Raw genomic sequence first — 21831 nt, forward strand, 5'->3', positions numbered from 1 at the left:
TATGGGCCGGACAAGGCGCAGTCAATCCCTGGCCAAGGTGTTCCGCCCTTGATGACCGCAGTGTGATTGCCCTTAGGCGAAGTCCGTTTCCGCCCCGATTGCAGCCAATGCCGCCTTGGCAACGGCGATATCCTGATTGCCACTGCCAGAGCCGACGCCGATGCCGCCCAGCAAGGTTGACTCGCTGATAATCGGAAGCCCGCCAGGCAACCCGGTGACATCGCCTCCCGTCGCGCTTGCGATGAAGGGGCGGACCGCTTCGGGAATGTTTGTGGTCGGCGCGCCAATCGAGGAAGCCGTCAGCGCCTTGCTCCGCGCCGATTTCCGGCTGAGGAACTTGGCGCCGGACATGCGCACCTCGGCCAGCAGTTCGCCGCTTGCATCGACAATGACGATGCACTGCGGCTGGCCGATCTTTTCGGCCTCGGCAATGGCAGCCTCGAGCATTTTCATAGTGCCCTTGTGCGTCAAAGCCCGGGTCTTGATCGTGTTTTCCATTTTTCCGCCTATTGCGAGGGGTCCGCACAGACCCGCATGCGTTTCATGACAGAGCCGAGGCAGAGCCCGCAGCCTGCGGGCTCTGCGCCATCCGGCCGATTACTTGGATGCGGCAAGGATTGCCTTGATCAGGCCGTCGCCATGCTGCGCGACAAAGCTGTCCCAAACCGGGGTGATTGCCGCCTGGAAGGCCGCGCCATCGACATCGTCGTTGACGGTCATGCCGGCTGCTTCAAGATCGGCGATCATGCCATCCTCTTTCTCGATGCTCAGCTTGCGCTGAAGGTCGACCGCTTCTTTTGCGACATCCAGAACGATCTTCTGTTCATCGTCCGACAGGCCCTCAAAGGCCTTGTGGTTCATCGTCAGGGCCAGCGGGGAATAGGCATGCCGCGTCATGCTGAGGTATTTCTGCACCTCGTAGAACTTGAAGGACAGCGTCACGCCGATCGGATGGTCCTGCGCATCCACCACGCCGGTTTCGAGGGCGGTGTAAAGCTCGGCCACCGGGATCTGCTGCGGGTTGGCGCTGAGCTCGGCGAACATGTCATTCAGCGCCTTGGAGTTGTTCACCCGCATCTGAAGCCCGGCAACATCGGCGGGCGCCTTGATCGGGCCGCGGTTGTTGGTCATGTTACGGTAACCGTTTTCGGGAAAGCCAAGCCCCTTCAGGCCAAACTGCGCCATATCGGCCAGCACGCCCTGGCCGACGTCTCCGTCAAGAACCCGGTAAGCCGCGTCCCGCGTCGGGAACATGAAGGGCAGCGTAAAAGCTGCGGATTCAGGCATCAGGCCGGAATAGTTGTTCAGACCCACCATCGAAATGTCGATGATGCCTGCCCGCGTTCCGTCAATCATCTGCGCGTCATTGCCCAACTGGCCGGACGGAAAGATATTGACCTTCACGCTGCCGTTTGAGCGGGCTTCGACCTGCTCTTTGAAGAACAGCGACATGGCTTGCTGAAGATCGGTCTCTGGCGCCGCATGGGCCAGCTTCAGCGTGGTTTCGGCGGCAGCGGCAGAAAGGCTCATGGCCAGGGCTGCGGCGGCACCTGCAAGCAGTTTAAGGGTGTTCATTGGTTCTCCTCCGGGTGTTATCCGATGATGAATTTCATCGGGGTGATGATGATGTTTGGAAAAACGACAAAGAGAGCGAGCAGCGCGAGATAGGCGAGAATGAAGGGCGCGACGCCCCTGACGGCAGCAGACATCGGCACCCGCCCCACGCCACACACGACATTCAGTACATTCCCCACGGGCGGTGTGATCAGACCGATCGAGGTGTTGATGACGAACATGAGGCCGAAGTAGACCGGGTCGATCCCCGCCAGCTTGACCACCGGCATCAGCAAGGGGACCAGGATCAGAACCGTCGGGGCCAGATCCATCACCATGCCCACGGCCAGCACGATCAGCATGATCACGGCCATCAACAGCCGGGGATGATCGACCAGCGGGCCGAGCATCGCGGCAAGCTGTTGGGGCAACTGTGCGATCGTGATCAGCCAAGCCGCAACCATGGCGCACCCCACAAGGAACATCACCATCGCCGTCGCCCGCCCTGCACTGACCAGCACATGGAACAAGGCTTTCAAGTTGAGTTCACGATAAACCAAAGTTGAAACAAAAATGGCGTAAACTGCCGCCACAACCGCCGCTTCGGTCGGGGTGAAAACGCCGAAGCGAATACCGCCAATGATGATCACCGGAAGCAGCAAGGCCCAGAAACCCTCTCTGACAGCGCGCAGCCGTTCACCCGCGGTGGCGCGCGGCGCAACCTCGAGGTCTTCCTTGCGCATCAGAACGCCCCAGACCAGGACCAAAGTCAGCCCCATCAAGAGCCCGGGCACGATCCCGCCCAGGAACAGGCTTTTGATCGAAATACCACCAGCGACACCGATAAGGATCAGGGGCAGCGAGGGCGGAATGACCGGTGCGATGATACCGCCCGATGCGAGCAATCCCATCGAATGGCCCTCTGGATAGCCGGCCTTCTTCATCATCGGATAAAGAATACTGACCAATGCAGCCGCATCGGCAACCGCAGATCCTGACAGACCGGCAAGCAGGATCGAGGTAAAGATCGCCACATATCCCAGGCCGCCACGGCGATGCCCGACAAGGCTGGTGGCCAGACGCACGATCCGTTGCGACAGCCCGCCGGCGGACATCACCTCGCCAGCGACCAGAAAGAAGGGAATCGCCAGCAAGGGGAAACTATCGACCCCGTTGATCAAGGATTGAGCAAGAATATCGGTGCTGAACGTATCCAGCTGGAACATCAGGGCAATCGACGCCAGCAAGAGCGCGAAGGCGACAGGCAGTCCGAGAAAGATCGAAACCAACAGAACGCCAAGGAAGAGAGCAAGGGTCATGATCACTCCCCCAGTTCGTGTTGGAAGGCTTGCAGGGAAAAGATGCGAACAACCGAGATTAGGATCATCAACGCCCCAGAAAGAGCGCCGGCGAGGTAGAAGAGCGCCGAGGGCAAACCGGTCAGTTGGGAGATGTTCCCCCAGTTGGCATTCATCTGATTGAAAGAGCCGACAAACAGCATCGACACACAGACCAGGATAACTACCCAACCGATCCGGCGCAGCGCAGGCACAAGACGCGGGAACAGGGTCTCGGAGAATTCGGTCACGGCCAGGTGTTCATTTCGGCGCAGCGCAACGACTGCCCCCATCATGACGACCCACACCAGCCCCAGGCGGGAAAGCTCCACCGAAGGGCGAAGGCTTGATGAGAAGCCATAGCGCAAGACGACGTTCGCAAAGACCAGACCGATCATGCCAATCGTTAGCCCGGCTATGAGCCAATCCAGACTTTTCCAAAGCCAGTTCAACATGTGTATCGGCCTCCCCACCGACCGCGTTTTGGATACCCTGACGCCCGAGGCGCCTGTATTGTTGCAGCGTAATCGCAATTTGAGTTAACGATAACCCAATCTGGCTTAAGGTCAACACGATATTGTAGTATCCTTTTTACAAAGGCAGATGGGCGGGGGATATGAGCTTGAAAAAGAACAAGAAGATTGGTCACAAAGTGACCCTTACAGATGTTGGTGAACTGGCCGGCGTGAGCGCAATGACCGTTTCCAAGGTTCTGCGCGGCACCGGGCGAATCCCAGAAGAAACCCGCAAGAGGGTCCGGCTTGCGGCCCAAGAGTTGGGCTATGTGACCAATCAGCTTGCCAGCCTTCTGGCCGGGGCGAGCAGCAATATGGTCGGGGTGCTTATCCCGACGGCCCGCGACGTGGTCTATTCCGACATCCTGAGCGCCATCAACTCCGAACTTCGCCCTGCCGGGCTGCGGACCTTCATCGGGGAAAGCTATTTCGATTCCGATGTGGATTTCGAACAGGTCTCTTCTTTTCTGTCGATACGCCCCGCCGCGCTGATCCTGCATGGCGGGATCACCCGAAAAGCCGAGACGCTCAAGCTTTTGAAGAAACAGCATTGCCCCGTCATTCAAATCTGGGATGTGGAAAACACCGACTTCGACATCAGTATCGGCCCCTCGCACGTAGAGGCGGGCCGTCTGATGGCAGAGCATTTTCTTTCTCTTGGGCTGGAACGGGTCGGTTACGTTGGCGCCGAGATGGAACTGGACATCTGTGCGGCGGTGCGTGCCAACTCTTTCGAGCGCACCTTGAATGCCCATGGCGTGCAACTGATCCGCAGCGTGGCCGAGGACCTTCCCCGTCAGGCAGAAGGCGGCGAGATCCTGACCCGGCGGCTGCTGGATCATCACCCGACCATTCAGGGGATTCATTTTCTGAATGACGCCATGGCCCTGGGCGGGATGCGGGTCTCTTTCGAAAGAGGCATCTCTGTGCCGGATCAGCTCAAGATTGGCGGCTTCAACGCAACCTCTTATGTCCATTCGGTGCGCACCAGACTGACCACCATCAGCATGTCCTATCAAAACATTGGTCGCAAAGCGGCCCAGGGCGTCATTGCCCTCTACTCCGGTGAACAGGTGCCCCAAATCCAGGTCGAGCCGATCACCCTTGAACGTGGAAACTCCACCTGAGATCAGCGCCGGGGCGGGATGGTCCCGCCCCGAGCCTCTTAGCGTTCCAGAGCGCCAACCCCCGAGAAACGGAATGCTTCCGCCTCCAGTGCGTCGATCTCTTCGGCCGACATCTGGTCATGAGCGACAGTGATCCGCCCCAGGAAAACAAACGGCAACTCATCCGAGCGTCCTTCCAGATGCGCCTTGATCGCCTCTGCCGTGGCCGCGCCAACATCGTCGCCCATCCGCATCGGGGTCGCGTCAAGCTCTCCACGGCGGATCGCGTCAAGCTCCAGGCCGGTGCCACCCCATCCGGTCGAGAAGACTTCCTTCTCTTTGCCGACGGAGATCTGTGCTTCGACCGAACCCATGGCCATGGCGGTGTTGGCGTTGTGAATGACCGTGGCTTCGGGATAGGCTTGCAGGATCAGTGAAGTGCCCTCAAAGCCCCCTTCCCGCTGATACTCGCCATAGTGTTCATAGATCGTGGTCCAGTTGCCCTTTTCCTCGACGCAGGCTTTGAAGTCGCCTGACCGCTGGTCGTCGGTGATCCCCGGAATCCCGCGGTTCATCGCCATGGTCACATCATTGCCCAGCCGACCCAGCATATAGTCGCACATGGTCAGGGCCCCGGCCGCCGAGCTGAAATCGAACCAGCCGTCCGGTTGGTTCTTCAGATCCTTCAGCGGCGTATGGAAAGCCCAGACAAAGGTCGAAAACCCCTCACTCGCCGCCATCTTGTCGATATTGTCCGCCTGGATTGCCAGTTCAGAGGGGCCGAAGATCACAAAGTCATAAAGATCGGCATCCTGCACAACCTGGTTGGCATAAGTCGATTGCAGCGAATGTTCGATCTGACGGCTTGCGAATTCGGTCGTCTCAAACTGAATGCCCAGCTCTTCCAGGCGCTTGGTCATGGCGATGTAGTTGCGCGCCCAGAAATCGGACGTATCCGCCGAGGGATAGATCATAGCGATCTGAATAGGCTCTGCCTGTGTCCCGGCAAAGGGCACCGCCTTGGCGCCGACAACCGCCTGCATGGCTTCCAGCTTGCCTTCGACATTCACCTCGCCGGGAACCCAATAATCTCGGTCTTCGATGCCCGGCAATTCCAGCAGGGGCAGTTTGGTTTGGCCACCATCGGCCAGGGCAGCTGAAGAAATGGCACAGAATGCGCTTGTCGCCATCAGCAGTTTGTTGAATCTTTTCACGGTAAGTCCTCCCTTTCGCGAAAATCGTGGAGCCTTGCAGGTGCGCCCGAGCTCCTACCTCGGGCGCACCACCTTGATCCCTAGCCGGTTGGCTTTGGATCGGTTGCCAGCCCGGCTCCAACCGCCAGCAACAGGATCAACAACCCGATAAGCAGGGCTGAGAATTTCATGAGTTTTTGCGCTTCGGATGTCCGCAGACCCGCCAGCAGGCTCCGCGAGCCGTCACGGTCCTTCTTCTGCATCCAGGTATAAAGCGCGACAGAGCTGACGATCACGGCGCCCGACGCAACGGATTGCCAGAAGAACTCGATCCGCAGGGTCACCAGGGCGTTGATCATCATCGACAACAGCAGAACACCCGCCAGCGACCCCAGCATCGAGGCCCGCCCGCCAAAGAGAGACGTCCCGCCAACCACAACCGCCGCGATCACATGCAGGTTGAAATAGGGCGCTGATGTTGCCTGGATAGCGTTCAGCTTGCCGGTCAGCATCACCCCGGCCAGCGCGGCACTGGCGCCCATCAGGACATAGGCATAGATCTTGTGACGATCGACGGCGATGCCGGTCATCTCGCTGGCCTCGGGGTTCGAGCCGATCGAGATGGTGTAGCGGCCAAAGTGGGTTCTGGTCAGTGCCCAATAGCCCAGAGCCATCGTCAACAGCCCGATCACCACCGGCACCGGGATGAATCCAGGGATCTGACCACGGCCCATTTCGGTGATGAGATCGGGGAAACGCGCCAGAACCAGACCCTTGGCGATGACCAGCGCCAGCCCGCGATAGACAAGGTCCATCGCCAGGGTGCCGATCAGGTCGGGCACCTTGAAACGGGTAATGATCAAGCCATTGATCAAGCCCATCGTGGCGCCCAGGACAATCGCCAGGGGCATGGCCACCCAGGCCGGAAAGCCGTACTGTTTGATCAGAAAGGCCATCAGAATGCCCGAGAGGGCCGCGATGGAACCGATCGACAGGTCGATCCCGCGCTGCGTGATCACAAATGTCATGGCCATTGCCATGGGCATGTAAAGCGCCGCATCCAGCAGGATCAGGTTCAGGTTTGACAGGCGGAAATAGCGCGCCGGTTCGGCAACACCCATGAACAGCAGAATGGCAAAGATCATGACCATGGGGCCGATGATCGCCAGATAGGGTTCAAGCCGCTCCATGAGAGTCTTGCTTTGCAGGTTGGTTGTTGTGGTCGTCATTCTCTCTCTCCTCAGGCGGCGGCGTCTTGCGCGCCGACGATGAGGCCAAGGACCTCCTGCACCGAACTTTGGGCGGTGTTCACAACACCCACAGCACGGCCCCGGCGTTGCACATGCACCCGATCGGCCACCTCAAAGACATCATCGAGCGAGTGGCTGATCAGGATCACGGCCAGACCCTGATCCCGAAGGCTCTTGATCAGTTTCAGGGTTCGGGCGGTTTCCTGCGGGCCCAAAGCCGCCGTCGGCTCATCCATCACCAGCAGCCGCAGATCCTCGTGATAGACCGCACGGGCAATGGCGACGGCCTGGCGCTGACCGCCTGAAAGGCTGTCAGTCTGCACATCCATCGACCGCAGCCTGACACCAAGACGTTCGTCCAGAATGCGGGTCGCCTCGGACTTCATGCGCCGATTGTCCAGCATCGGAATGCCCAGCACACGTTTGGTCAGTTCGTTGCCCAGGAACATGTTGTTCGCCGGGGTCAGATGATCGGCCAGCGCGAGGGTCTGATACACGGCGTCGATACCCACCTTGATCGCGTCAGAGTGGCTGGACATCTCCAGCCTTTTGCCATCGAGAAAGATCTCGCCTTCGGTGGCCTGATAGACCCCGGTCAGGATCTTGATCAGGGTGGATTTTCCGGCGCCGTTGTCTCCGACAATGGCCAGGACCTCTCCGGAATAGGCTTCTAGGTCTACATCTTGCAGGGCCGTCACGCCCCCGAACCGCTTTGTAATTCCGCGCATCCGCACCAATGGCTGATCGCTCATATCTTCTCCCCCGCGCATAGCTCCGCCAGGCCGGGCCATGGGCCGGCGAACGGGCTTGCGCTAATTCGTTTGCGTTTTGGCGGCTCTTTTCAGGGACATCTGGAAAGAGCCGCCTTTGGATCAGGGCCTAGTTGCCCCAGATCGCCTGATAGGCCTGACGATAGGGACTATCCGGGTCGAACTGGTTTGACTCGCCCAGCTTCTCCAGACCGTCTTTGGTCACCAGTGCAGGTGTTGTGACATAGCCCGAGCATGCCTCGCCCTGGATGGCGCGGTTCAGCTCATCAACCAACTGCCAGCCTTGCAGGTTCAGCGGTTCCGCCACGGTGATCGCCTGATAGTTGCCCGAGCGAATACGCTGGAACGCCGCCTCGGAGCCGTCACCTGCGGAACCCGCCTGCGGACCATCCGCGCTCTTGATTCCGGCCGACGCAAGGGCAGGCCCCATGAAGTCGAAGTAGAGATCGTTGATCGCCAGCGCATGTGTCCACTGGTCACCGTATTTCTGAAGCAGGCTGGTTGTCAGCGGCCCCATGCGGGATGACGTATCCGCGATCGGCGTATCGACATATTCCAGAACCGTACCGCCCATCGCTTCGATGGTTTCCTTGATGCGGTCGGCCTTGTCGATGGCGATCTGATAGGTGCTGTCGGTAAAGATCACAGCGCCGACATTGCTGCCGCCTTCCTCCATCGCCCATTTTGCGGCGACCTCGGAAACGGTCATCGCATCGGTCGAGACATTCGCAAAAATGCCGCCGGGCGCATCACAGCCAATCTTGGGGCCGGAATGCCAGGCCACCATCGGGATGCTGGCGCTCACGACACCTTCAAGGGCTGCCTGCTGTTCAACCGCATCAAACCCGTTGATGATGATGCCATCAGGCCTGAGCGCCATGGCCTGACCGATGGCCGCCGTGCGCCCCTGGATCGAACCCGCACCGTCGAGGATGCGCAGTTCCCATCCGATGGCCTCAACAGCCTCTTTCACCCCGTTGGTAACCCCCAGAATGCCGCCATTCTTCAGGTCACCGGCAACAACGACGATGGATTTTCCCTCTGCCGCCGCTGGGCCCGTGGTGGGGCCGTCAAAGGGTGTTTCTGCGAAAACCGGTACACCCAGACCGGAGAGTAGTGCGGCAGTTGATACCGCCATGAAAGTCCGTTTAAGCATAATCTCCTCCTTATGCTTGGCTTCACTTTTTGGCGCCCTTGCGCCGTTGGGCGTAACCGGCAATGCCGATCGCGATCAGCAAGGTTACGCCGTTGAACATCGGTTCCACCCAGAAGGATCCTCCGAATTGTTGAATGCCAGAGATCCCCACCGCCAGGATCGTTACACCAATGATGGTGCCCCAGACGTTCACCCGCCCGGGTTTGATTGTTGTCGAGCCCAGAAAAGCCCCGACCAGTGCGGGCAGCAAAAACTCCAGTCCGACCGAGGCCTGACCGATCCGCAGCTTGGACGCCAGCAGCACACCGGCAAAGGCGGTGATGAAACCGGAGGACATGAAGGCGCCGATGACAAACTTGCGGGTGGGAATGCCATTAAGCTGGGCCGCACGCTGGTTCGCGCCGATCGCGTAAAGATAACGGCCAACCGGTGTGTATTCGAGCACCAGCCACATGGCGACGGTAATCCCCAGCACGTAAAAACCGGTGATCGGCAGACCAAAGACAAAAGTGCCGTTGATCGCATAGAAACTGTCAGGCAGCGCGCCGACCATCTGGCGCCCGCCGGTGTGCCACAGGGCCAGGGCATAAAGGACGGTTCCGGTACCCAGGGTCGCGATGAAGCTGTCGATCTTGGCCACTTCCACCAGCAGGCCATTCAGGAAACCGGTCAGCAGACCAAGTGCAAGCACAAGCGCGACGGCGATGGGCCAGGGCAGACCGTAAAGAGTTTGCAGGGAGATCGCCAAGATATGCCACAGCACGATGCCGTAACCGACCGTCAGGTCGATACGTCCGGCTGCCATGGGGATCATTGCCCCCAACGAGAGCAGCGCGATAATCGCCTTGTCCGAGATGATCGCCCGAAGATTCAGGATTGTCGGAAAGGTGTTCGGCAAGAGAATCGAGAAGAGCAGGATCAGAAACGCCGTCAGAATAACCAGACCATAGACAGGCAGCAGCCTCAGCAGTCGCGTGCGCGAGCTGGCATTCTTCAACTCGGCTTTGGTTGGTTCGAGCGCATTGGATTCAAGCGATTGCATGGGTTGGTTCCTCAGTTCGTCGCCACGTTTGACGCGGATGCAACCTGGATCAGGTTTTCGGTTGTCAGTTCGGTACCGGTAAGCTCTCCGGCGATTTTTCCTTGGCTGAAGACGATGGCGCGATGGCAAATGGCTGCCACCTCTTCGAAATCGGTCGAAACCACGATGATGCCCACACCCTCTTCCAGGGCGGTGTTCAGCAAGGCGTAGATCTCCGCCTTGGCGCCCACGTCCACTCCGGCAGTCGGGTCTTCGCAGATCAACAGCTGTCGCTTGGTCTCAAGCCACCGGCCAATGACAACCTTCTGCTGATTGCCGCCAGAGAGGCTTTCGATCGCCATGCTTTGATCATTCGGAGACAGGGCCACGTCGGAACCGATCTGTTCCGCCAGGGCGGTCTCTTGCCGAGGGGTCAGGAAAGAAAAGAGCGAACGGCCCACAGCCGCAGGGTTCAGGAAGGTGTTTTCACGAATGGTCAGGGACATGGCAACGGATTCAGCCGTGCGATCCCGGGCGACCAGACCGATGCCCGAACTCAAGGCCCCCTGCGGCGAGGTCAAATCAGGCACCTGCCCATTCAGCGAAACCGACCCGGAAAAGGGTTCGCAGCCAAACAGGGCGCGCGAAACATGTTCGTGCCCGGCACCCCGCAGACCCACAAGACCGATGATCTCATTGCGGCGGAGTTTGAAATCAACCGGCCCGGCGGCATCGACCTGCAACTCTTGCACATCCAGAATGGTATCGCCCGGCGCGGCCTGTGGCTTGATCACCTGTCGCGTCTTGCGGCCGACGATCATGAAGACCAGCTCTTCGGGGGTGGTGTGGCTGATGCTCCGCATCCCGACCAGCTCACCATCCCGCAGCACGGCGACCCGATCGGCGATCTGAAAAATCTCGTCCAGACGGTGCGACACATAGATCATCCCGACGCCTTGCTGCTTGAGCGGCCGCAGCGCCTCGAACAGTCTTTCGACCTCATCCGCCGGAAGCGAGGCGGTCGGTTCATCCAGAACCAGAAAGTCGCAGTCCACCGCCAGGGCGCGTGCAATCGCCACCAGAGATTTTTCCGTTCTCGACAGATCCTGCACACGTGTCGTGGGATCGATGTCGCAGCCCACCTTGTCCAGCGCCTGCTGCGCAAAGGCATCGACCGACCGCCAACTGATCAGCCCCGCCTTCCTGGAATACCCCAGGGCCAGGGCGATGTTCTCGGCCACGGTCATCCATTCGATCATGCCAAGATCCTGATGGATAAAGGCCACCGACTGGCGCTCGCCAAAGCCACCCGGGCGATGCTCATAGGCTTGGCCATCGATCAGGACCCGGCCTTCGTCTGGCTTGTGAATGCCCCCGAGAATCTTGATCAGGGTGGATTTCCCAGCCCCGTTTTCTCCCAACAGGGCAACGATTTCTCCGCGCTCGATGTTCAGCGAAACGTCGCGCAGCGCATAGGTGCCGCCAAAGTGCTTTTGAATGCCATCAAAGAACAGATTGCTCTGCAAAGCTCCCGACACGCGCAGTCCTCCCAGTGAAAAGATAACTCGATGCTCTCCAACATCCTCGTTGAGTTACCCGTAACGCTCTGTTAGCATTCTTCCGAAGCTTGGAGCTGTCAACACAAAAGAGTTACCCGTAACCCAAATTTAATCCAGATGAGCAGTACCCAGAATAAACCAAACAAAAACAACAAGGTAAGCCTTGCGCAGATCGCCAAGGCGGCCGGTGTGTCCAAGATGACGGCAAGTCGTGTCTTGCGGGACGAGGGCGGATTTTCCGAAAGCACCCGCGCCAGGGTCATGGCTGAGATAGACCGGCTTGGCTACGTTCCGAATCGCCTTGCCACGGTTTTTGCGGGGGATCAGCGCTCCACCTTTGTCGGCGTTTCCATCCCCGAACTGGGCAACGAGATCTTTGCCCAGGTCCTTGAAGGGATCGACCGGAAACTGGGGGCCTTCGGGCATCAAACCGTTCTGGGGATGACCGAACACGCCCTCGAACAGGAAGAGAAATGGCTTGAAACCGTGCTCTCCTGGCAACCGGCGGGCCTGATCGTGACGGGGCGCTCTCATACGCCGAAATCAATTCAGCTTCTGAGCGGCGCGGGTATTCCGCTGGTCGAAATCTGGGACTTCAATTCCAGTCCGCTGGATATGTCGGTCGGGCTGAACCACTTTGACAGCGGCTACAGTATGGGGCGCTACCTGACGGGCCTCGGGTATCGGCAATTCGGCTATGTCGGCACTTCGCACGACACCGCAAATGCCGCCAGTGCCCGCCTGGCGGGATATGCCAAGGTGATTGGCGATTCAGGGGGGTCCTTGAAAAAGCAACTCCTCCTGAAAGATGCGCCGGGGTTCTATACCGGCTACTACGGCACCGAACAGCTTTTGGCCGCAAACAGTGATGTTGAGGTGATCTATTACCAGAACGACAATATGGCCGTTGGCGGCCTGAACTATTGTCAAAAGCGCGGGCTTTCCATCCCGGGCGATATCGGCATTGCGGGCTGGGGAGATCTGCCGATCGCGTCAATTCTACCCTATCGGCTCACCTCAACCGCAGTTCCCCACCTGCGGATCGGTATGATCGCGGCCGAAATGGTTCTGTCCCAGATCAACGGCGAGGCGCGCCGAAGGTCTCAGGACGTTGGTTTCACGCTCATCCCCGGCTCGACCGTCCGCTCCCAACTGGAATAGACCCCTGCCTCCCCCTGCGCGCGCCCTGCTCGGCGCGGCTTCTGAGGTCGAGAGCACCGCGCAAATCCCCGTTCATGCACCATCGCTTTCCGTCTGACATCATCCTTTGCGCTGTAGGTTGATTCCAACTCTGCCCGCTATCCAGTCAGAACGGGATCGAGCTGCAGGCCGACCAGCAGCAGCCAGCTACTGCAACACCCCCGGTCCTGTCGGATCAAAGATCCGCAGGTAGCAGACCCTCGGGCATGTCCTGATAGCAAACAGGCCGAAGAAACCGGCGAATGGACAGGGTTCCGACGGAGGTTGCGCCAAAGTTGGTCGAGGCCGGATAGGGGCCGCCGTGAACCATCGTATCGCTGACCTCGACACCGGTCGGGAAACCGTTGGCCAGTATCCTGCCCGCCTTGCGTTCAAGAACCGGCATGAAACGGGTGGCGGCGGCGGCATCCTCTGCATCCACATGAACGGTGCATGTCAGCTGACCCTGCAGATCGCGCGCGATCGCAAGCATTTCTTCGACCGAGTCCGCGGTCACAATCATTCCAAGCGGGCCAAAGACCTCTTCGGCCAGTTCTTCGTTGGCCAGCCAAGCCTTTGCCGTGGTTGCATAAAGGCTCGGCGCTGCGCTGCGCTGATCGCAGGGTGTGCTCAAAAGCTCACGCACACCGGTTGCCGCGCCCATGCGCCTCTGACCGGCGCGATAGGCCTCGGCAATACCATCGGTCAGCATCGTCTGCGGAGCCACCTGTGCCAGGGCCTCGGCTGCGCTTTGGGCAAAGGCGTCGGCGTTGGGTCCTGCCAACATCACCGCGACGCCGGGATTGGTGCAGAACTGGCCCGCGCCCATCGTCAAGGAACCTGCCCATCCTTGCGCAATGGCGCTGCCTCGGTTCGCAAGCGCCCCCGCGAAGATGAACATCGGATTGACCGAACCCAACTCGCCGAAGAACGGGATAGGTTCGGGACGGGCCGCGCACAGATCGAACAGCGCCCGCCCGCCGCCTAGGGATCCGGTAAACCCGACGGCCTTGATCAGGGGGTGCTGTACCAGGGCCGCGCCAACCTGACGGTTGCCGCCTTGGATCAGACCAAAGACACCAGGGTGAAACCCGCATCTCTCGATGGCAGCCTTGACCGCCTCGGCGACAATCTCGCTGGTGCCCGGGTGTGCGCCATGTGCCTTGACCACAACAGGACAGCCGGCCGCCAGCGCAGCGGCGGTGTCGCCACCCGCTGTCGAGAAGGCAAGCGGGAAGTTCGACGCCCCGAACACGGCAACGGGGCCGATCGGTCGCTGGATCATCCGCAGATCGGGGCGGGGCAAAGGCTGGCGGTCCGGCAGCGCCGCATCGTGACGGCGATCAAGATAATCGCCCTTCAAAATATGGGTCGCAAACAGCCGCAGCTGCCCCGTGGTCCGGCCTCTTTCACCGATCAGGCGCGCTTCGGGCAGGCCGCTTTCCTGGGTGCCGATTTCAGTGATCGCACCGCCGCATGCGTCGATTTCGTCAGCGATGGCAGTCAACAGGTCGGCGCGCGCTGCCCGGGTCGAGCTGGCAAAGCTCCAGAAGGCGTTTTCGGCGGCGGTTGCTGCCGCGTCCACATCGGCGACGCGTCCAACCGCAAAGCGGTGCGATGGCCCATGCGCAGGCTCTGACGAAAAGCTATCGTCACCATCGACCCATTTGCCCGCGATCAGGTGTCTTCCATGTGGTTTGAACATCATCGAACTCTCATTTTCAGCTGTGAAGCATTCTGATACATCTTATTGGATAATGTATCCAAAATTTGGAGAGATACAATCACCCAATTGCCATGAAGCCGGAGTCAGGCCGTATCGCTGGCGCGTTTGGCAGCCATCAGCGTCAGGAGATTCTGCTTGGTCTGCGAAATGTGGCGGGTCAGCAGCGCGCAGGCCTCATCCACCTTCCCTGCCTGGGCCAGCTCCAAAAGCTCGCGATGCTCTTTCCGCGCTGGGTCGCGTTGCCTCATGACACTCAGATGCATCCGGACATAGCGATCCGATTGCAGATTGACCCGTTGCAACACGTCATTGGTCAGACTGCGGCGCGCGGGGGCATAGAGCGCCGCATGATACTTGTAGTTCAACGCCCCCCACTTGGCGACGTCATCGGCGTCATACGAGGATTCCATCGCCTCGAGAATCCGCTCGCAGCGTTCGATGTCCGCCTTGGCCATGACCGGTATGGCACGCCGGAACAAATCCACTTCGATCAAGATGCGCAGGTCGAAAATCTCGCTTATCTCATCCAGTGAATGCTTGGTGACGGTCGCGCCAAGATTATTGGTCAGCTGCACCAATCCTTCGGCATCCAGCCGCTTGAGCGCTTCTCGCACCGGCATTCGGGACACGGTGTATTCTTCGGCCAATGCTTCCTGACGGATGGTCATTCCCTCGGTCAGATCGCCGTTCAGGATACGTTCGCGAATATCGTCAGCAATCACATCGGGAAGGCTTTGTCGTTTGATCGCTCGTTTGCCGCCCATCTGAAACTCTCTTGCAGTTCCGAATTTCGGATACAGATATCCGTTCCCTGTTGTTTTTCCAAGAAACCATTGCCCGAAGTGTCCGTCAGATGCGGTCGGGGTGGCTCCGGGATACGCGTATCCATTATCCATATTTAGCGTTGCATGGCCAAGTGGTCAAACCGCGCAAACGTCGGCTGATCAGAACCGCGATGGCGCATATGGCGCCATCGGCAGCGCTGGAACCCTGTCTGACACCAGGTCCGCAACCAGTTCCGCCGTTGCTGCGGACTGGGTCAAGCCAAGATGCCCGTGACCAAAGGCATAGACGACATTCGGCAAGCGCGCAGACGCCCCGATCACCGGCAAGCTGTCGGGCATCGAGGGCCTGAATCCCATCCAGCGTTGTCCGCCTTGTGTCGTCAAACCCGGAAGGAACCGGGCGGCTTTCTGCAAAAGAATATCCGCGCGCTTGAAATTGGGCGGCAGATCAAGACCGCCGAGTTCGACCGCCCCGCCCACCCGCACCCCACCGTTGATGCGGGAGACGACGAAACCATGACCGCTGAATGTCAGATGGGTGCGCAAATTGAACGCGCCCGCGGGAAGCGTTGTATTGTAGCCGCGCTCGGTTTCCAGCGGGAACCGGTCACCCAATGTGCGCGCCAGATGATGGGACCACGCCCCCGCCGCCACAACAACCCGGGATGCAAGAATATCCCCGGCTGCGGTCTTCAGCTTGGCCCCTGCACCGTGTCGTTCAATCGACCGAACATCGGCTGACCCAATCACCCCGCCGCGCTGTTGAAAACGATGCGCCAGATGTTCCGCCCAACGACGGGGGTCGACGGTGTTGAGCCAATCCGGCGTGTATCCTGCATGGGTAAACCGGGGCGCCAATCCGGGCTGGATTTCGGCGATGGCCTCGGGGCTGTGCAGATGCACGAACATGACACCACGACGGCGGCGGTGCTCCCAACCCTCAAGACTGGCGTGAAATTCACGCGCGCCTTCATAGAGTTGCAACTGCCCGTCCCGCTGCATGAATGGCTCGCCATCGACCTCGGCGATCTGACGTTCCAGGGCTTCCTTGGCAAACCCGTTGAGCCGCGCTTGCGCATCAAGCGCGGCGGCAAAGCGGTCGCGCCAGCTTGCCCGCCAGAACCGCAGCATCCATGGCGCGATCTTGAGCGCGTATGCCGGTGGCACAGACAGCGGCCCGAGCGGATCGAGCAACCATTTCGGCGCCTTCTTCATGATCCCCGGCGTTGCCAGAGGCACCACGTCCGCAAATGCGAATGCACCGGCACTTGCTGCTGACGCTTCGCCCGCGACGCCGGCACGATCCAGCACCTGCACCTTGAAACCACAGCTTTGCAGCCTCAGGGCCGTGCTGATGCCGATGATACCCGCGCCGACAACGATGATATCGCGCCCCTCCATCAAAGTCCGACCAGGATCGAGGGCAGCCAGGTCACCGTGGCCGGAAAGAACACGATCACCACCAGCACCAGCATCTGCGCGCCGACAAACGGCAGCACGCCGCGATACATCTGCCCATAGGTCATACTGCGCGGCGCGATCGAGCGCAGATAGAAGATCGACGGCGCCATCGGGGGGGTCAGATACGAGGTCTGGATCACCACCAGAACCATCATGGCGAACCAGATCGGATCGATGCCGGCACTTTTGACGATGGGGGCAAAGATCGGAACGAAGATCAAGACGATCGACACCCAATCCAACACGAAACCGGAAAAGAAAACCACGGTCAGAAAGAACGCAATGATCCCGAAATTGCCATAGCCGATCGACTCGACCGCGTCACGAACCAGCCCACCACCACCGGTCACGGCGAAGATGCTTGTGAACATGGTTCCGCCCGCAACTATCAGCATGATCATCGCCGTGATGCGCAGGGTCACCCCCAACGAGTCCATCACCAGCTTCAGGGTCAGTTCGCGAAACATCAGCGTCAGCAGCAAGGTACCGGCCGCGCCCACGGCGGCGGCTTCGGTGGCAGAGGCGATCCCGGCCAAAAGGGAGCCAAGCACCATGACAATCAGCGCAAGCGGCGGCAGCATCGCCGTCAGCGAAATCGTCATCTTTTCCTTTAGGGGTATGGCGCGATCGTGGATCGGCAAGGGCGGCGCATCGGCTGGATTTCGCAAGCTGCGGATCAGGATGTAGCCCACAAAAAAGACCACCATAAGGAAGCCCGGCATGATCGAGGCCGCAAAAAGCTGGCCAATCGAAAGCTGCGCGATAGAGGCATAGACCACAACGATGACCGACGGCGGAATGATGGTGCCCAGCGACCCGCCGGCACAGATCGTGCCCGCGATCAGGTCATTGCGATAGCCCGCTTTCATCATCGGCGGGATCGCCATCAGCCCCACGACAATCTCGACCGCACCGACAACACCGGACGCCGCTGCAAAAATCGCGCACATCGCAATGGTCGACAGCGACAAGCCACCGGGAAACCCGCCCAGCCAAAGCTGCAGCGCGTGGAACAATCTCCGCGCGATGCCTGATCGTTCCAGGACCGCCCCCATGAAGATGAAAAGCGGGATCGCGGCCAGCACGAAATTCGATGCGGTGCTAAGCAAGGGGCCATAGAGCTGCAGAAAAATGAGATCTCCGAACACCGTATAACCAAAGACCACGGCGATGATGATCAGGGAAAAGGCGACGGGAACTCCGGCAAAAACCAGAACGAAGAGCGCGGCGAACATCAGCAGGGGGGCCATCTGTCAGATCTCCAATTCGGTGATTTCGGACTCGGCGGTCCCGGGTTGTTTCTGGCCGGACAGGTATTTCAGAGCTTCGACAACGAACTGCAATGCAAAGGCAATCAGCCCCAGCGCAATCACCCCGTAGAATGGCCAGACCAACGGGGCCCAGGGGCTGACGCTTTCGACCTCTCCGGTCGAGAACGCCTTGAGCGCCTTGGTTGCCGCGACCCAGGTGAATGCAAATGTGATCGGGGCCATGACCAGCAGATACACCGCCCCGTTCAGAAGCTGCTGAATGCGCAGCGGAAACCTTTGCGACAAGAAATCGATCCGCACATGTGCGTCTTCTTGCAGGGAATAGGCCGCGCCAAGAAGAAAGATCGAGCCATTCAACATGTAAGAGATGTCAAATGCCCACAGGGTCGGTGCGCCGAAGGCGTATCGCGCCACCACTTCGTAAAGCATCGCGACGATCAGGGAAAAAATGGCCATCCGGCCAAGAAAACCCAGCGCTTTCGAAAAGCGTTCGCACAAGGTTTGAAAGGGGATCATGTGGGCCTCCTGACAGGATGGCAGGCAGTTCTGCCCGCCATCCGGGTTTTCATGCGTTACTCGGCACCGTCGCGAACGAGGTAGCCAGAGTTCGCCGCCCAATTCGATTGATAGGCCAGATAGCTGTCGAGGATGTCCTGCATGCGCCGGCTGCCGGCCTCGCTCTGGGTCTTGGCCTGGGTCTGCGCCCAGTTTCGGCCCGCTTCGCGAATTTTCTCGGATTCCGCTCGCGCCATCACGACCAGTTCGACGTTGGTGTTGCGGAAATCGGCCATCGCCTTGACGTCACTGTCGCCAAACCGTGTATAGCCCTCATAGGTCGTGAGCTTTGCCGCCGCCGTGATCAGTGTCTGCAAATCCGCGGGCAGCGCGTCCCAGGTTTCCTGCTTTACGAACACTTCCCACAGGAAGGACGGCTGATGGACCCCCGGCATGATCATATAGGGCGCAACTTCGTGGAACCCCTCGGTGATGTTTGCCCCCGGCGTTGACCATTCGATTGCGTCCACGCCCTTGCGTTGCAGCAAAGTGTAGATTTCGTTGCCCGGCACCACCGTCGGCACCCCGCCAAATTCGTTCTGAAGGACAGCCGCAAAAGCCCCTGAGGTGCGGTATTTCAGCCCTGCGAGATCTTCGACCGTTTCGATCTTCACGTTGGAATGCGCCATGATCTCGGAGGTGCCGATGCCGACGACGATGCTGTGCAATCCCATCTCTTCGCGACGGAACGTCTGCAACATCTCCTCGCCGCCACCTTCATAGACCCAGTGCAACGTCGCCTCTGCCGACATACCACCCGGGAAGCTGGCGAAAATGGCGTTGGTGGCGTCCTGATTGACCAGATAGGACGGTGTCGAATGGCCAGCCTCGACGATGCCATCCTGCACCACTTCATAGGCCTTGAAGGCCGGTGCCAGAACGCCGGCACCAAACGAGGTGATCTCGACGCGGCCCTGCGTAAGCGTTGCGACGTTTCCGACGAACCGTTCCATGAAGTTCTGGTAGAGGAACGAACCTTCGCCAACGCCGGCGGTCATTTTCCATTCGACTTCAGCCGCCAGGGCCGGACCTGAGAGAGCAAGGGCAAGCGCGCCTGCGGTAAGAAAGCTGGATATCTTCATGTTTTCCTCTGAGCTGTTGAACGGTGAAGCACGGCCCCTTTGGCGCGTGCGCTTTTGGTAAGGCCCGGTTGGCTCCGGTCCCACTTATTGAGGCGCATGGCAGATCCCGTTTCTGTAGGGATCGTCCGTGTGGAAATGCAGCGTGGATTCCGCCATGACATGTGCCTGGCCGGTGATTTTCGGGATGACTCCGCCGTTTGGCCCCGGTTGGTACGAAAGCCGATAGGTGCTGCCGATCACGCTTTCCTGGATGATTTCCTCTCCGGCGTTCAGCAGACCCTCTGCCGCCAGACAGGCCAACCGCGCGGAACTTCCGGTGCCGCAGGGCGACCGGTCGTAAGTGCCATCGGGGCAAAAGACGAAACTGCGGCTGTGGACGGCGGATCTGGGCGACATCTCGTAAAAGATCACATGATCGATCGGCTGCCCCTCTTCGCCGCCGATCCCATTGGCGATCACGGCCGTACGGATGGCCAGCGCCGCATCCGACAAGGCCCGGATATTCGTGCGTTCGATCGGGATCGGGCTGGGGTCGACGATGAAGAACCAGTTCCCGCCATAGGCCACATCACCGGTGACAGGGCCAAACCCGTCGACGTCAACCTGCCTGGCGCGATGCACGCGCCGGCTTTCGATATTGGTGATGGTGACCGTATTCGCATCGGACAGACAGACCTCGACAATGCCCACAGGGGTTTCGATCTTGTGGGTGCCGGCCCGGATCCTTCCCATATGGGCCAGCGTCACCGTCAGGCCGATCGTGCCATGTCCGCACATTCCAAGCACCGCTTCGGCGTCAAAGAAGATCACTCCGGTAATGCAATCGGGATCGACGGGCTCAACCAGCAGCGCGCCAACCATGGCCGGTTGCCCGCGCGGCTCGAGCATGACGGACCGGTAGAACGCCCTGGATTCTCTGGCCAGTCGCGCGGCGCGTTCAGATAGCGGGCCCGATCCAAGATGGGGACCGCCACTCAGGATCACGCGGGTCGGCTCTCCGCCCGTATGGCTGTCGATCACATGCATTCGGCGAGCACTCCGCCCTGCTTGGACCATTCGGCAAACCAGGTCCGGAACAAGGCATACTGCTGCTCGCAATAATTGCGCTGCGCGTCCGACAATGCGTCGGTCTCGTTGAAATGCAGGCGGTATTCTTCCTCGCCGTTCAGAACCAGCAGATATTTGTAGAACAGCACCAGATCCGTGCCTTCGTCGAAGCTGGACAGAATGCCCAGGGCGTCTTCCAGTTCCAGCGCCCGCTTGCGGGCCTCGGGATGACCAGCGGCCGCCTTCTGTGACAGCGACGCCAGCAACAGTGCCTCTTTGGGCAGGGCCGATCCAATCCCCGTGATCGACCCGGTGGCCCCGCAATTGACAAAGCCATGGAAGACCTCGGTATCGACGCCGACCATCAATGTGACCTGATCATCCTGCGAGGTAATGTGCTCGGCCGCATATCTCAGGTCGTCTTTTCCGCCAAACTCCTTGAAGCCGATCAGGTTCGGATGCTCGGACCGGAGCGCAAAGAACAGATCGGCGCGGGTGGCAAATCCGTAAACAGGGCTGTTGTAGATGACAGCAGGCAATTCCGGCGCCGCGCTCAGGATCGACTTGAAGTGGTTCTTCTGCGCGACAAGCGATGACCCACGCGACAGAACCCGGGGAATGACCATCAGGCCGGCGGCGCCAACCGCCTGGGCATGCGCGGCATGGGCGGTTGCGGATCTGGTGTTGATGGCGCCGGTTCCGACAATGACGGGAATGCCCGCCTTTACCAGCCTTTCGACACCTTCCATCCGCTGTTCGTCCGAAAGCAGCGGCCAGTCCCCCATCGAACCGCAATAGACCACGGCCGACATCCCAGCCGCGATCATTTCGGTTCCTTTCCTGACCAATGCGTCGAAATCGGGTGTGCGGTCGGCTCTGCACGGCGTCATGAGCGCGGGCATCGTTCCGGTGAAGATATTGGACATGGTCGTTTCCTTCGAATCTGGACTGGCCCGTTTTCGAGCCGTGTTTGTTGCTGCGCCGCGTTTCCGCCCCTGAAAAAGCGGGACGAACGCAGCGGCTAGAGGCGTATTTCCTGGGGCGAAGCAGGCTCACGTTTGGGTTTCTCGATTTTCATATTGGATTTTGGATACAGAATCCACAAAAAATTTCGAACACGCTGCATCGCCCGGAATTACCCAAATTTTCCGAATGGAAATGGCGGGCGGCCTGTTCCTGGCCGTGTTCATCGCAGCCGCTCAGCCGCACCTGGCATCCGCGCCCGCTGCGGTCATCCAGTGATTCCGACCATCACATCTGGCAT

General features: G+C 59.7%; 20 protein-coding genes. 2 read left to right on the forward strand and 18 right to left on the reverse strand.

Translation table 11 applies throughout. The features are described from left to right. Positions 1-72: 72 nt before the first annotated feature. From SPO_RS21075 to SPO_RS21090, 4 genes are all read right to left on the reverse strand, one after another. A complete protein-coding gene (locus tag SPO_RS21075) occupies positions 73-498 on the reverse strand; it encodes a GlcG/HbpS family heme-binding protein (protein WP_011242027.1) in 426 nt (141 codons plus the stop codon). Between the two features lie 99 nt (positions 499-597). Further along, the gene (locus SPO_RS21080; protein ID WP_011242028.1) at positions 598-1575 is read right to left on the reverse strand and encodes a DctP family TRAP transporter solute-binding subunit; all 978 of its coding nucleotides are present in this window, start codon (positions 1573-1575) and stop codon (positions 598-600) included. A gap of 17 nt (positions 1576-1592) precedes the next feature. Then, a complete protein-coding gene (locus tag SPO_RS21085) occupies positions 1593-2873 on the reverse strand; it encodes a TRAP transporter large permease subunit (protein WP_011242029.1) in 1281 nt (426 codons plus the stop codon). Positions 2874-2875: 2 nt separating this feature from the next. Then, positions 2876-3346: a TRAP transporter small permease gene (locus tag SPO_RS21090; RefSeq protein ID WP_044029538.1), complete on the reverse strand. Its 471-nt coding sequence runs from the start codon at positions 3344-3346 to the stop codon at positions 2876-2878. A 161-nt stretch (positions 3347-3507) separates the two neighbouring features. On the opposite strand from SPO_RS21090, the gene SPO_RS21095 reads away from it, so the two are divergent. Then, positions 3508-4533: a LacI family DNA-binding transcriptional regulator gene (locus SPO_RS21095; protein ID WP_011242031.1), complete on the forward strand. Its 1026-nt coding sequence runs from the start codon at positions 3508-3510 to the stop codon at positions 4531-4533. Positions 4534-4571: 38 nt separating this feature from the next. Here the strand turns inward: SPO_RS21095 and SPO_RS21100 are convergent, their stop codons facing one another. From SPO_RS21100 to SPO_RS21125, 6 genes are all read right to left on the reverse strand, one after another. Continuing rightward, a complete protein-coding gene (locus tag SPO_RS21100; protein ID WP_011242032.1) occupies positions 4572-5702 on the reverse strand; it encodes a substrate-binding domain-containing protein in 1131 nt (376 codons plus the stop codon). A 104-nt stretch (positions 5703-5806) separates the two neighbouring features. After that, a complete protein-coding gene (locus SPO_RS21105; RefSeq protein ID WP_011242033.1) occupies positions 5807-6934 on the reverse strand; it encodes an ABC transporter permease in 1128 nt (375 codons plus the stop codon). 11 nt (positions 6935-6945) lie between these two features. Continuing rightward, the gene (locus tag SPO_RS21110) at positions 6946-7707 is read right to left on the reverse strand and encodes an ATP-binding cassette domain-containing protein (RefSeq protein ID WP_011242034.1); all 762 of its coding nucleotides are present in this window, start codon (positions 7705-7707) and stop codon (positions 6946-6948) included. 127 nt (positions 7708-7834) lie between these two features. Further along, positions 7835-8881: a substrate-binding domain-containing protein gene (locus tag SPO_RS21115; protein WP_011242035.1), complete on the reverse strand. Its 1047-nt coding sequence runs from the start codon at positions 8879-8881 to the stop codon at positions 7835-7837. Between the two features lie 22 nt (positions 8882-8903). Then, on the reverse strand, positions 8904-9923 hold the full coding sequence (locus SPO_RS21120) for an ABC transporter permease (protein ID WP_011242036.1): 1020 nt from the start codon (positions 9921-9923) through the stop codon (positions 8904-8906). 11 nt (positions 9924-9934) lie between these two features. Next, positions 9935-11440, reverse strand: a complete 1506-nt coding sequence (locus SPO_RS21125; protein ID WP_011242037.1) for a sugar ABC transporter ATP-binding protein — start codon at positions 11438-11440, stop codon at positions 9935-9937. A 138-nt stretch (positions 11441-11578) separates the two neighbouring features. On the opposite strand from SPO_RS21125, the gene SPO_RS21130 reads away from it, so the two are divergent. Then, positions 11579-12622: a LacI family DNA-binding transcriptional regulator gene (locus SPO_RS21130; protein WP_011242038.1), complete on the forward strand. Its 1044-nt coding sequence runs from the start codon at positions 11579-11581 to the stop codon at positions 12620-12622. Between the two features lie 214 nt (positions 12623-12836). On the opposite strand, the gene SPO_RS21135 is transcribed toward SPO_RS21130, so the two are convergent. From SPO_RS21135 to SPO_RS21170, 8 genes are all read right to left on the reverse strand, one after another. Beyond that, positions 12837-14345 carry an aldehyde dehydrogenase (NADP(+)) gene (locus SPO_RS21135; protein ID WP_011242039.1) on the reverse strand — a complete coding sequence of 503 codons (1509 nt, stop codon included), beginning with the start codon at positions 14343-14345 and terminating at the stop codon, positions 12837-12839. A 104-nt stretch (positions 14346-14449) separates the two neighbouring features. Continuing rightward, on the reverse strand, positions 14450-15130 hold the full coding sequence (locus tag SPO_RS21140) for a GntR family transcriptional regulator (RefSeq protein WP_011242040.1): 681 nt from the start codon (positions 15128-15130) through the stop codon (positions 14450-14452). Between the two features lie 180 nt (positions 15131-15310). Beyond that, on the reverse strand, positions 15311-16552 hold the full coding sequence (locus tag SPO_RS21145; RefSeq protein ID WP_011242041.1) for an NAD(P)/FAD-dependent oxidoreductase: 1242 nt from the start codon (positions 16550-16552) through the stop codon (positions 15311-15313). Continuing rightward, the gene (locus SPO_RS21150; protein ID WP_011242042.1) at positions 16552-17862 is read right to left on the reverse strand and encodes a TRAP transporter large permease; all 1311 of its coding nucleotides are present in this window, start codon (positions 17860-17862) and stop codon (positions 16552-16554) included. The genes SPO_RS21145 and SPO_RS21150 overlap by 1 nt, the downstream gene beginning before the upstream one ends. A gap of 3 nt (positions 17863-17865) precedes the next feature. Beyond that, a complete protein-coding gene (locus tag SPO_RS21155) occupies positions 17866-18399 on the reverse strand; it encodes a TRAP transporter small permease subunit (protein WP_011242043.1) in 534 nt (177 codons plus the stop codon). 56 nt (positions 18400-18455) lie between these two features. After that, on the reverse strand, positions 18456-19520 hold the full coding sequence (gene dctP / locus SPO_RS21160) for a TRAP transporter substrate-binding protein DctP (RefSeq protein ID WP_011242044.1): 1065 nt from the start codon (positions 19518-19520) through the stop codon (positions 18456-18458). An 84-nt stretch (positions 19521-19604) separates the two neighbouring features. After that, the gene (locus tag SPO_RS21165) at positions 19605-20546 is read right to left on the reverse strand and encodes a 4-hydroxyproline epimerase (RefSeq protein WP_011242045.1); all 942 of its coding nucleotides are present in this window, start codon (positions 20544-20546) and stop codon (positions 19605-19607) included. Next, positions 20537-21493: a dihydrodipicolinate synthase family protein gene (locus SPO_RS21170; RefSeq protein ID WP_011242046.1), complete on the reverse strand. Its 957-nt coding sequence runs from the start codon at positions 21491-21493 to the stop codon at positions 20537-20539. Before SPO_RS21170 ends, SPO_RS21165 begins: the two co-directional genes overlap by 10 nt. Between the last annotated feature and the right edge of the window lie 338 nt (positions 21494-21831).

Origin of the sequence: Ruegeria pomeroyi DSS-3 (assembly GCF_000011965.2) — a bacterium.
In the GTDB taxonomy this organism is placed as follows: domain Bacteria; phylum Pseudomonadota; class Alphaproteobacteria; order Rhodobacterales; family Rhodobacteraceae; genus Ruegeria_B; species Ruegeria_B pomeroyi.

What these genes read in the sequence shown, in the direction of transcription:
- SPO_RS21075 (WP_011242027.1), bottom strand. Translation starts at nt 498, where the DNA reads ATGGAAAACACGATCAAGACCCGGGCTTTGACGCACAAGGGCACTATG.
- SPO_RS21080 (WP_011242028.1), bottom strand. Translation starts at nt 1,575, where the DNA reads ATGAACACCCTTAAACTGCTTGCAGGTGCCGCCGCAGCCCTGGCCATG.
- SPO_RS21085 (WP_011242029.1), bottom strand. Translation starts at nt 2,873, where the DNA reads ATGACCCTTGCTCTCTTCCTTGGCGTTCTGTTGGTTTCGATCTTTCTC.
- SPO_RS21090 (WP_044029538.1), bottom strand. Translation starts at nt 3,346, where the DNA reads ATGTTGAACTGGCTTTGGAAAAGTCTGGATTGGCTCATAGCCGGGCTA.
- SPO_RS21095 (WP_011242031.1), top strand. Translation starts at nt 3,508, where the DNA reads ATGAGCTTGAAAAAGAACAAGAAGATTGGTCACAAAGTGACCCTTACA.
- SPO_RS21100 (WP_011242032.1), bottom strand. Translation starts at nt 5,702, where the DNA reads ATGGCGACAAGCGCATTCTGTGCCATTTCTTCAGCTGCCCTGGCCGAT.
- SPO_RS21105 (WP_011242033.1), bottom strand. Translation starts at nt 6,934, where the DNA reads ATGACGACCACAACAACCAACCTGCAAAGCAAGACTCTCATGGAGCGG.
- SPO_RS21110 (WP_011242034.1), bottom strand. Translation starts at nt 7,707, where the DNA reads ATGAGCGATCAGCCATTGGTGCGGATGCGCGGAATTACAAAGCGGTTC.
- SPO_RS21115 (WP_011242035.1), bottom strand. Translation starts at nt 8,881, where the DNA reads ATGCTTAAACGGACTTTCATGGCGGTATCAACTGCCGCACTACTCTCC.
- SPO_RS21120 (WP_011242036.1), bottom strand. Translation starts at nt 9,923, where the DNA reads ATGCAATCGCTTGAATCCAATGCGCTCGAACCAACCAAAGCCGAGTTG.
- SPO_RS21130 (WP_011242038.1), top strand. Translation starts at nt 11,579, where the DNA reads ATGAGCAGTACCCAGAATAAACCAAACAAAAACAACAAGGTAAGCCTT.
- SPO_RS21135 (WP_011242039.1), bottom strand. Translation starts at nt 14,345, where the DNA reads ATGTTCAAACCACATGGAAGACACCTGATCGCGGGCAAATGGGTCGAT.
- SPO_RS21140 (WP_011242040.1), bottom strand. Translation starts at nt 15,130, where the DNA reads ATGGGCGGCAAACGAGCGATCAAACGACAAAGCCTTCCCGATGTGATT.
- SPO_RS21145 (WP_011242041.1), bottom strand. Translation starts at nt 16,552, where the DNA reads ATGGAGGGGCGCGATATCATCGTTGTCGGCGCGGGTATCATCGGCATC.
- SPO_RS21150 (WP_011242042.1), bottom strand. Translation starts at nt 17,862, where the DNA reads ATGGCCCCCCTGCTGATGTTCGCCGCGCTCTTCGTTCTGGTTTTTGCC.
- SPO_RS21155 (WP_011242043.1), bottom strand. Translation starts at nt 18,399, where the DNA reads ATGATCCCCTTTCAAACCTTGTGCGAACGCTTTTCGAAAGCGCTGGGT.
- dctP (WP_011242044.1), bottom strand. Translation starts at nt 19,520, where the DNA reads ATGAAGATATCCAGCTTTCTTACCGCAGGCGCGCTTGCCCTTGCTCTC.
- SPO_RS21165 (WP_011242045.1), bottom strand. Translation starts at nt 20,546, where the DNA reads ATGCATGTGATCGACAGCCATACGGGCGGAGAGCCGACCCGCGTGATC.
- SPO_RS21170 (WP_011242046.1), bottom strand. Translation starts at nt 21,493, where the DNA reads ATGTCCAATATCTTCACCGGAACGATGCCCGCGCTCATGACGCCGTGC.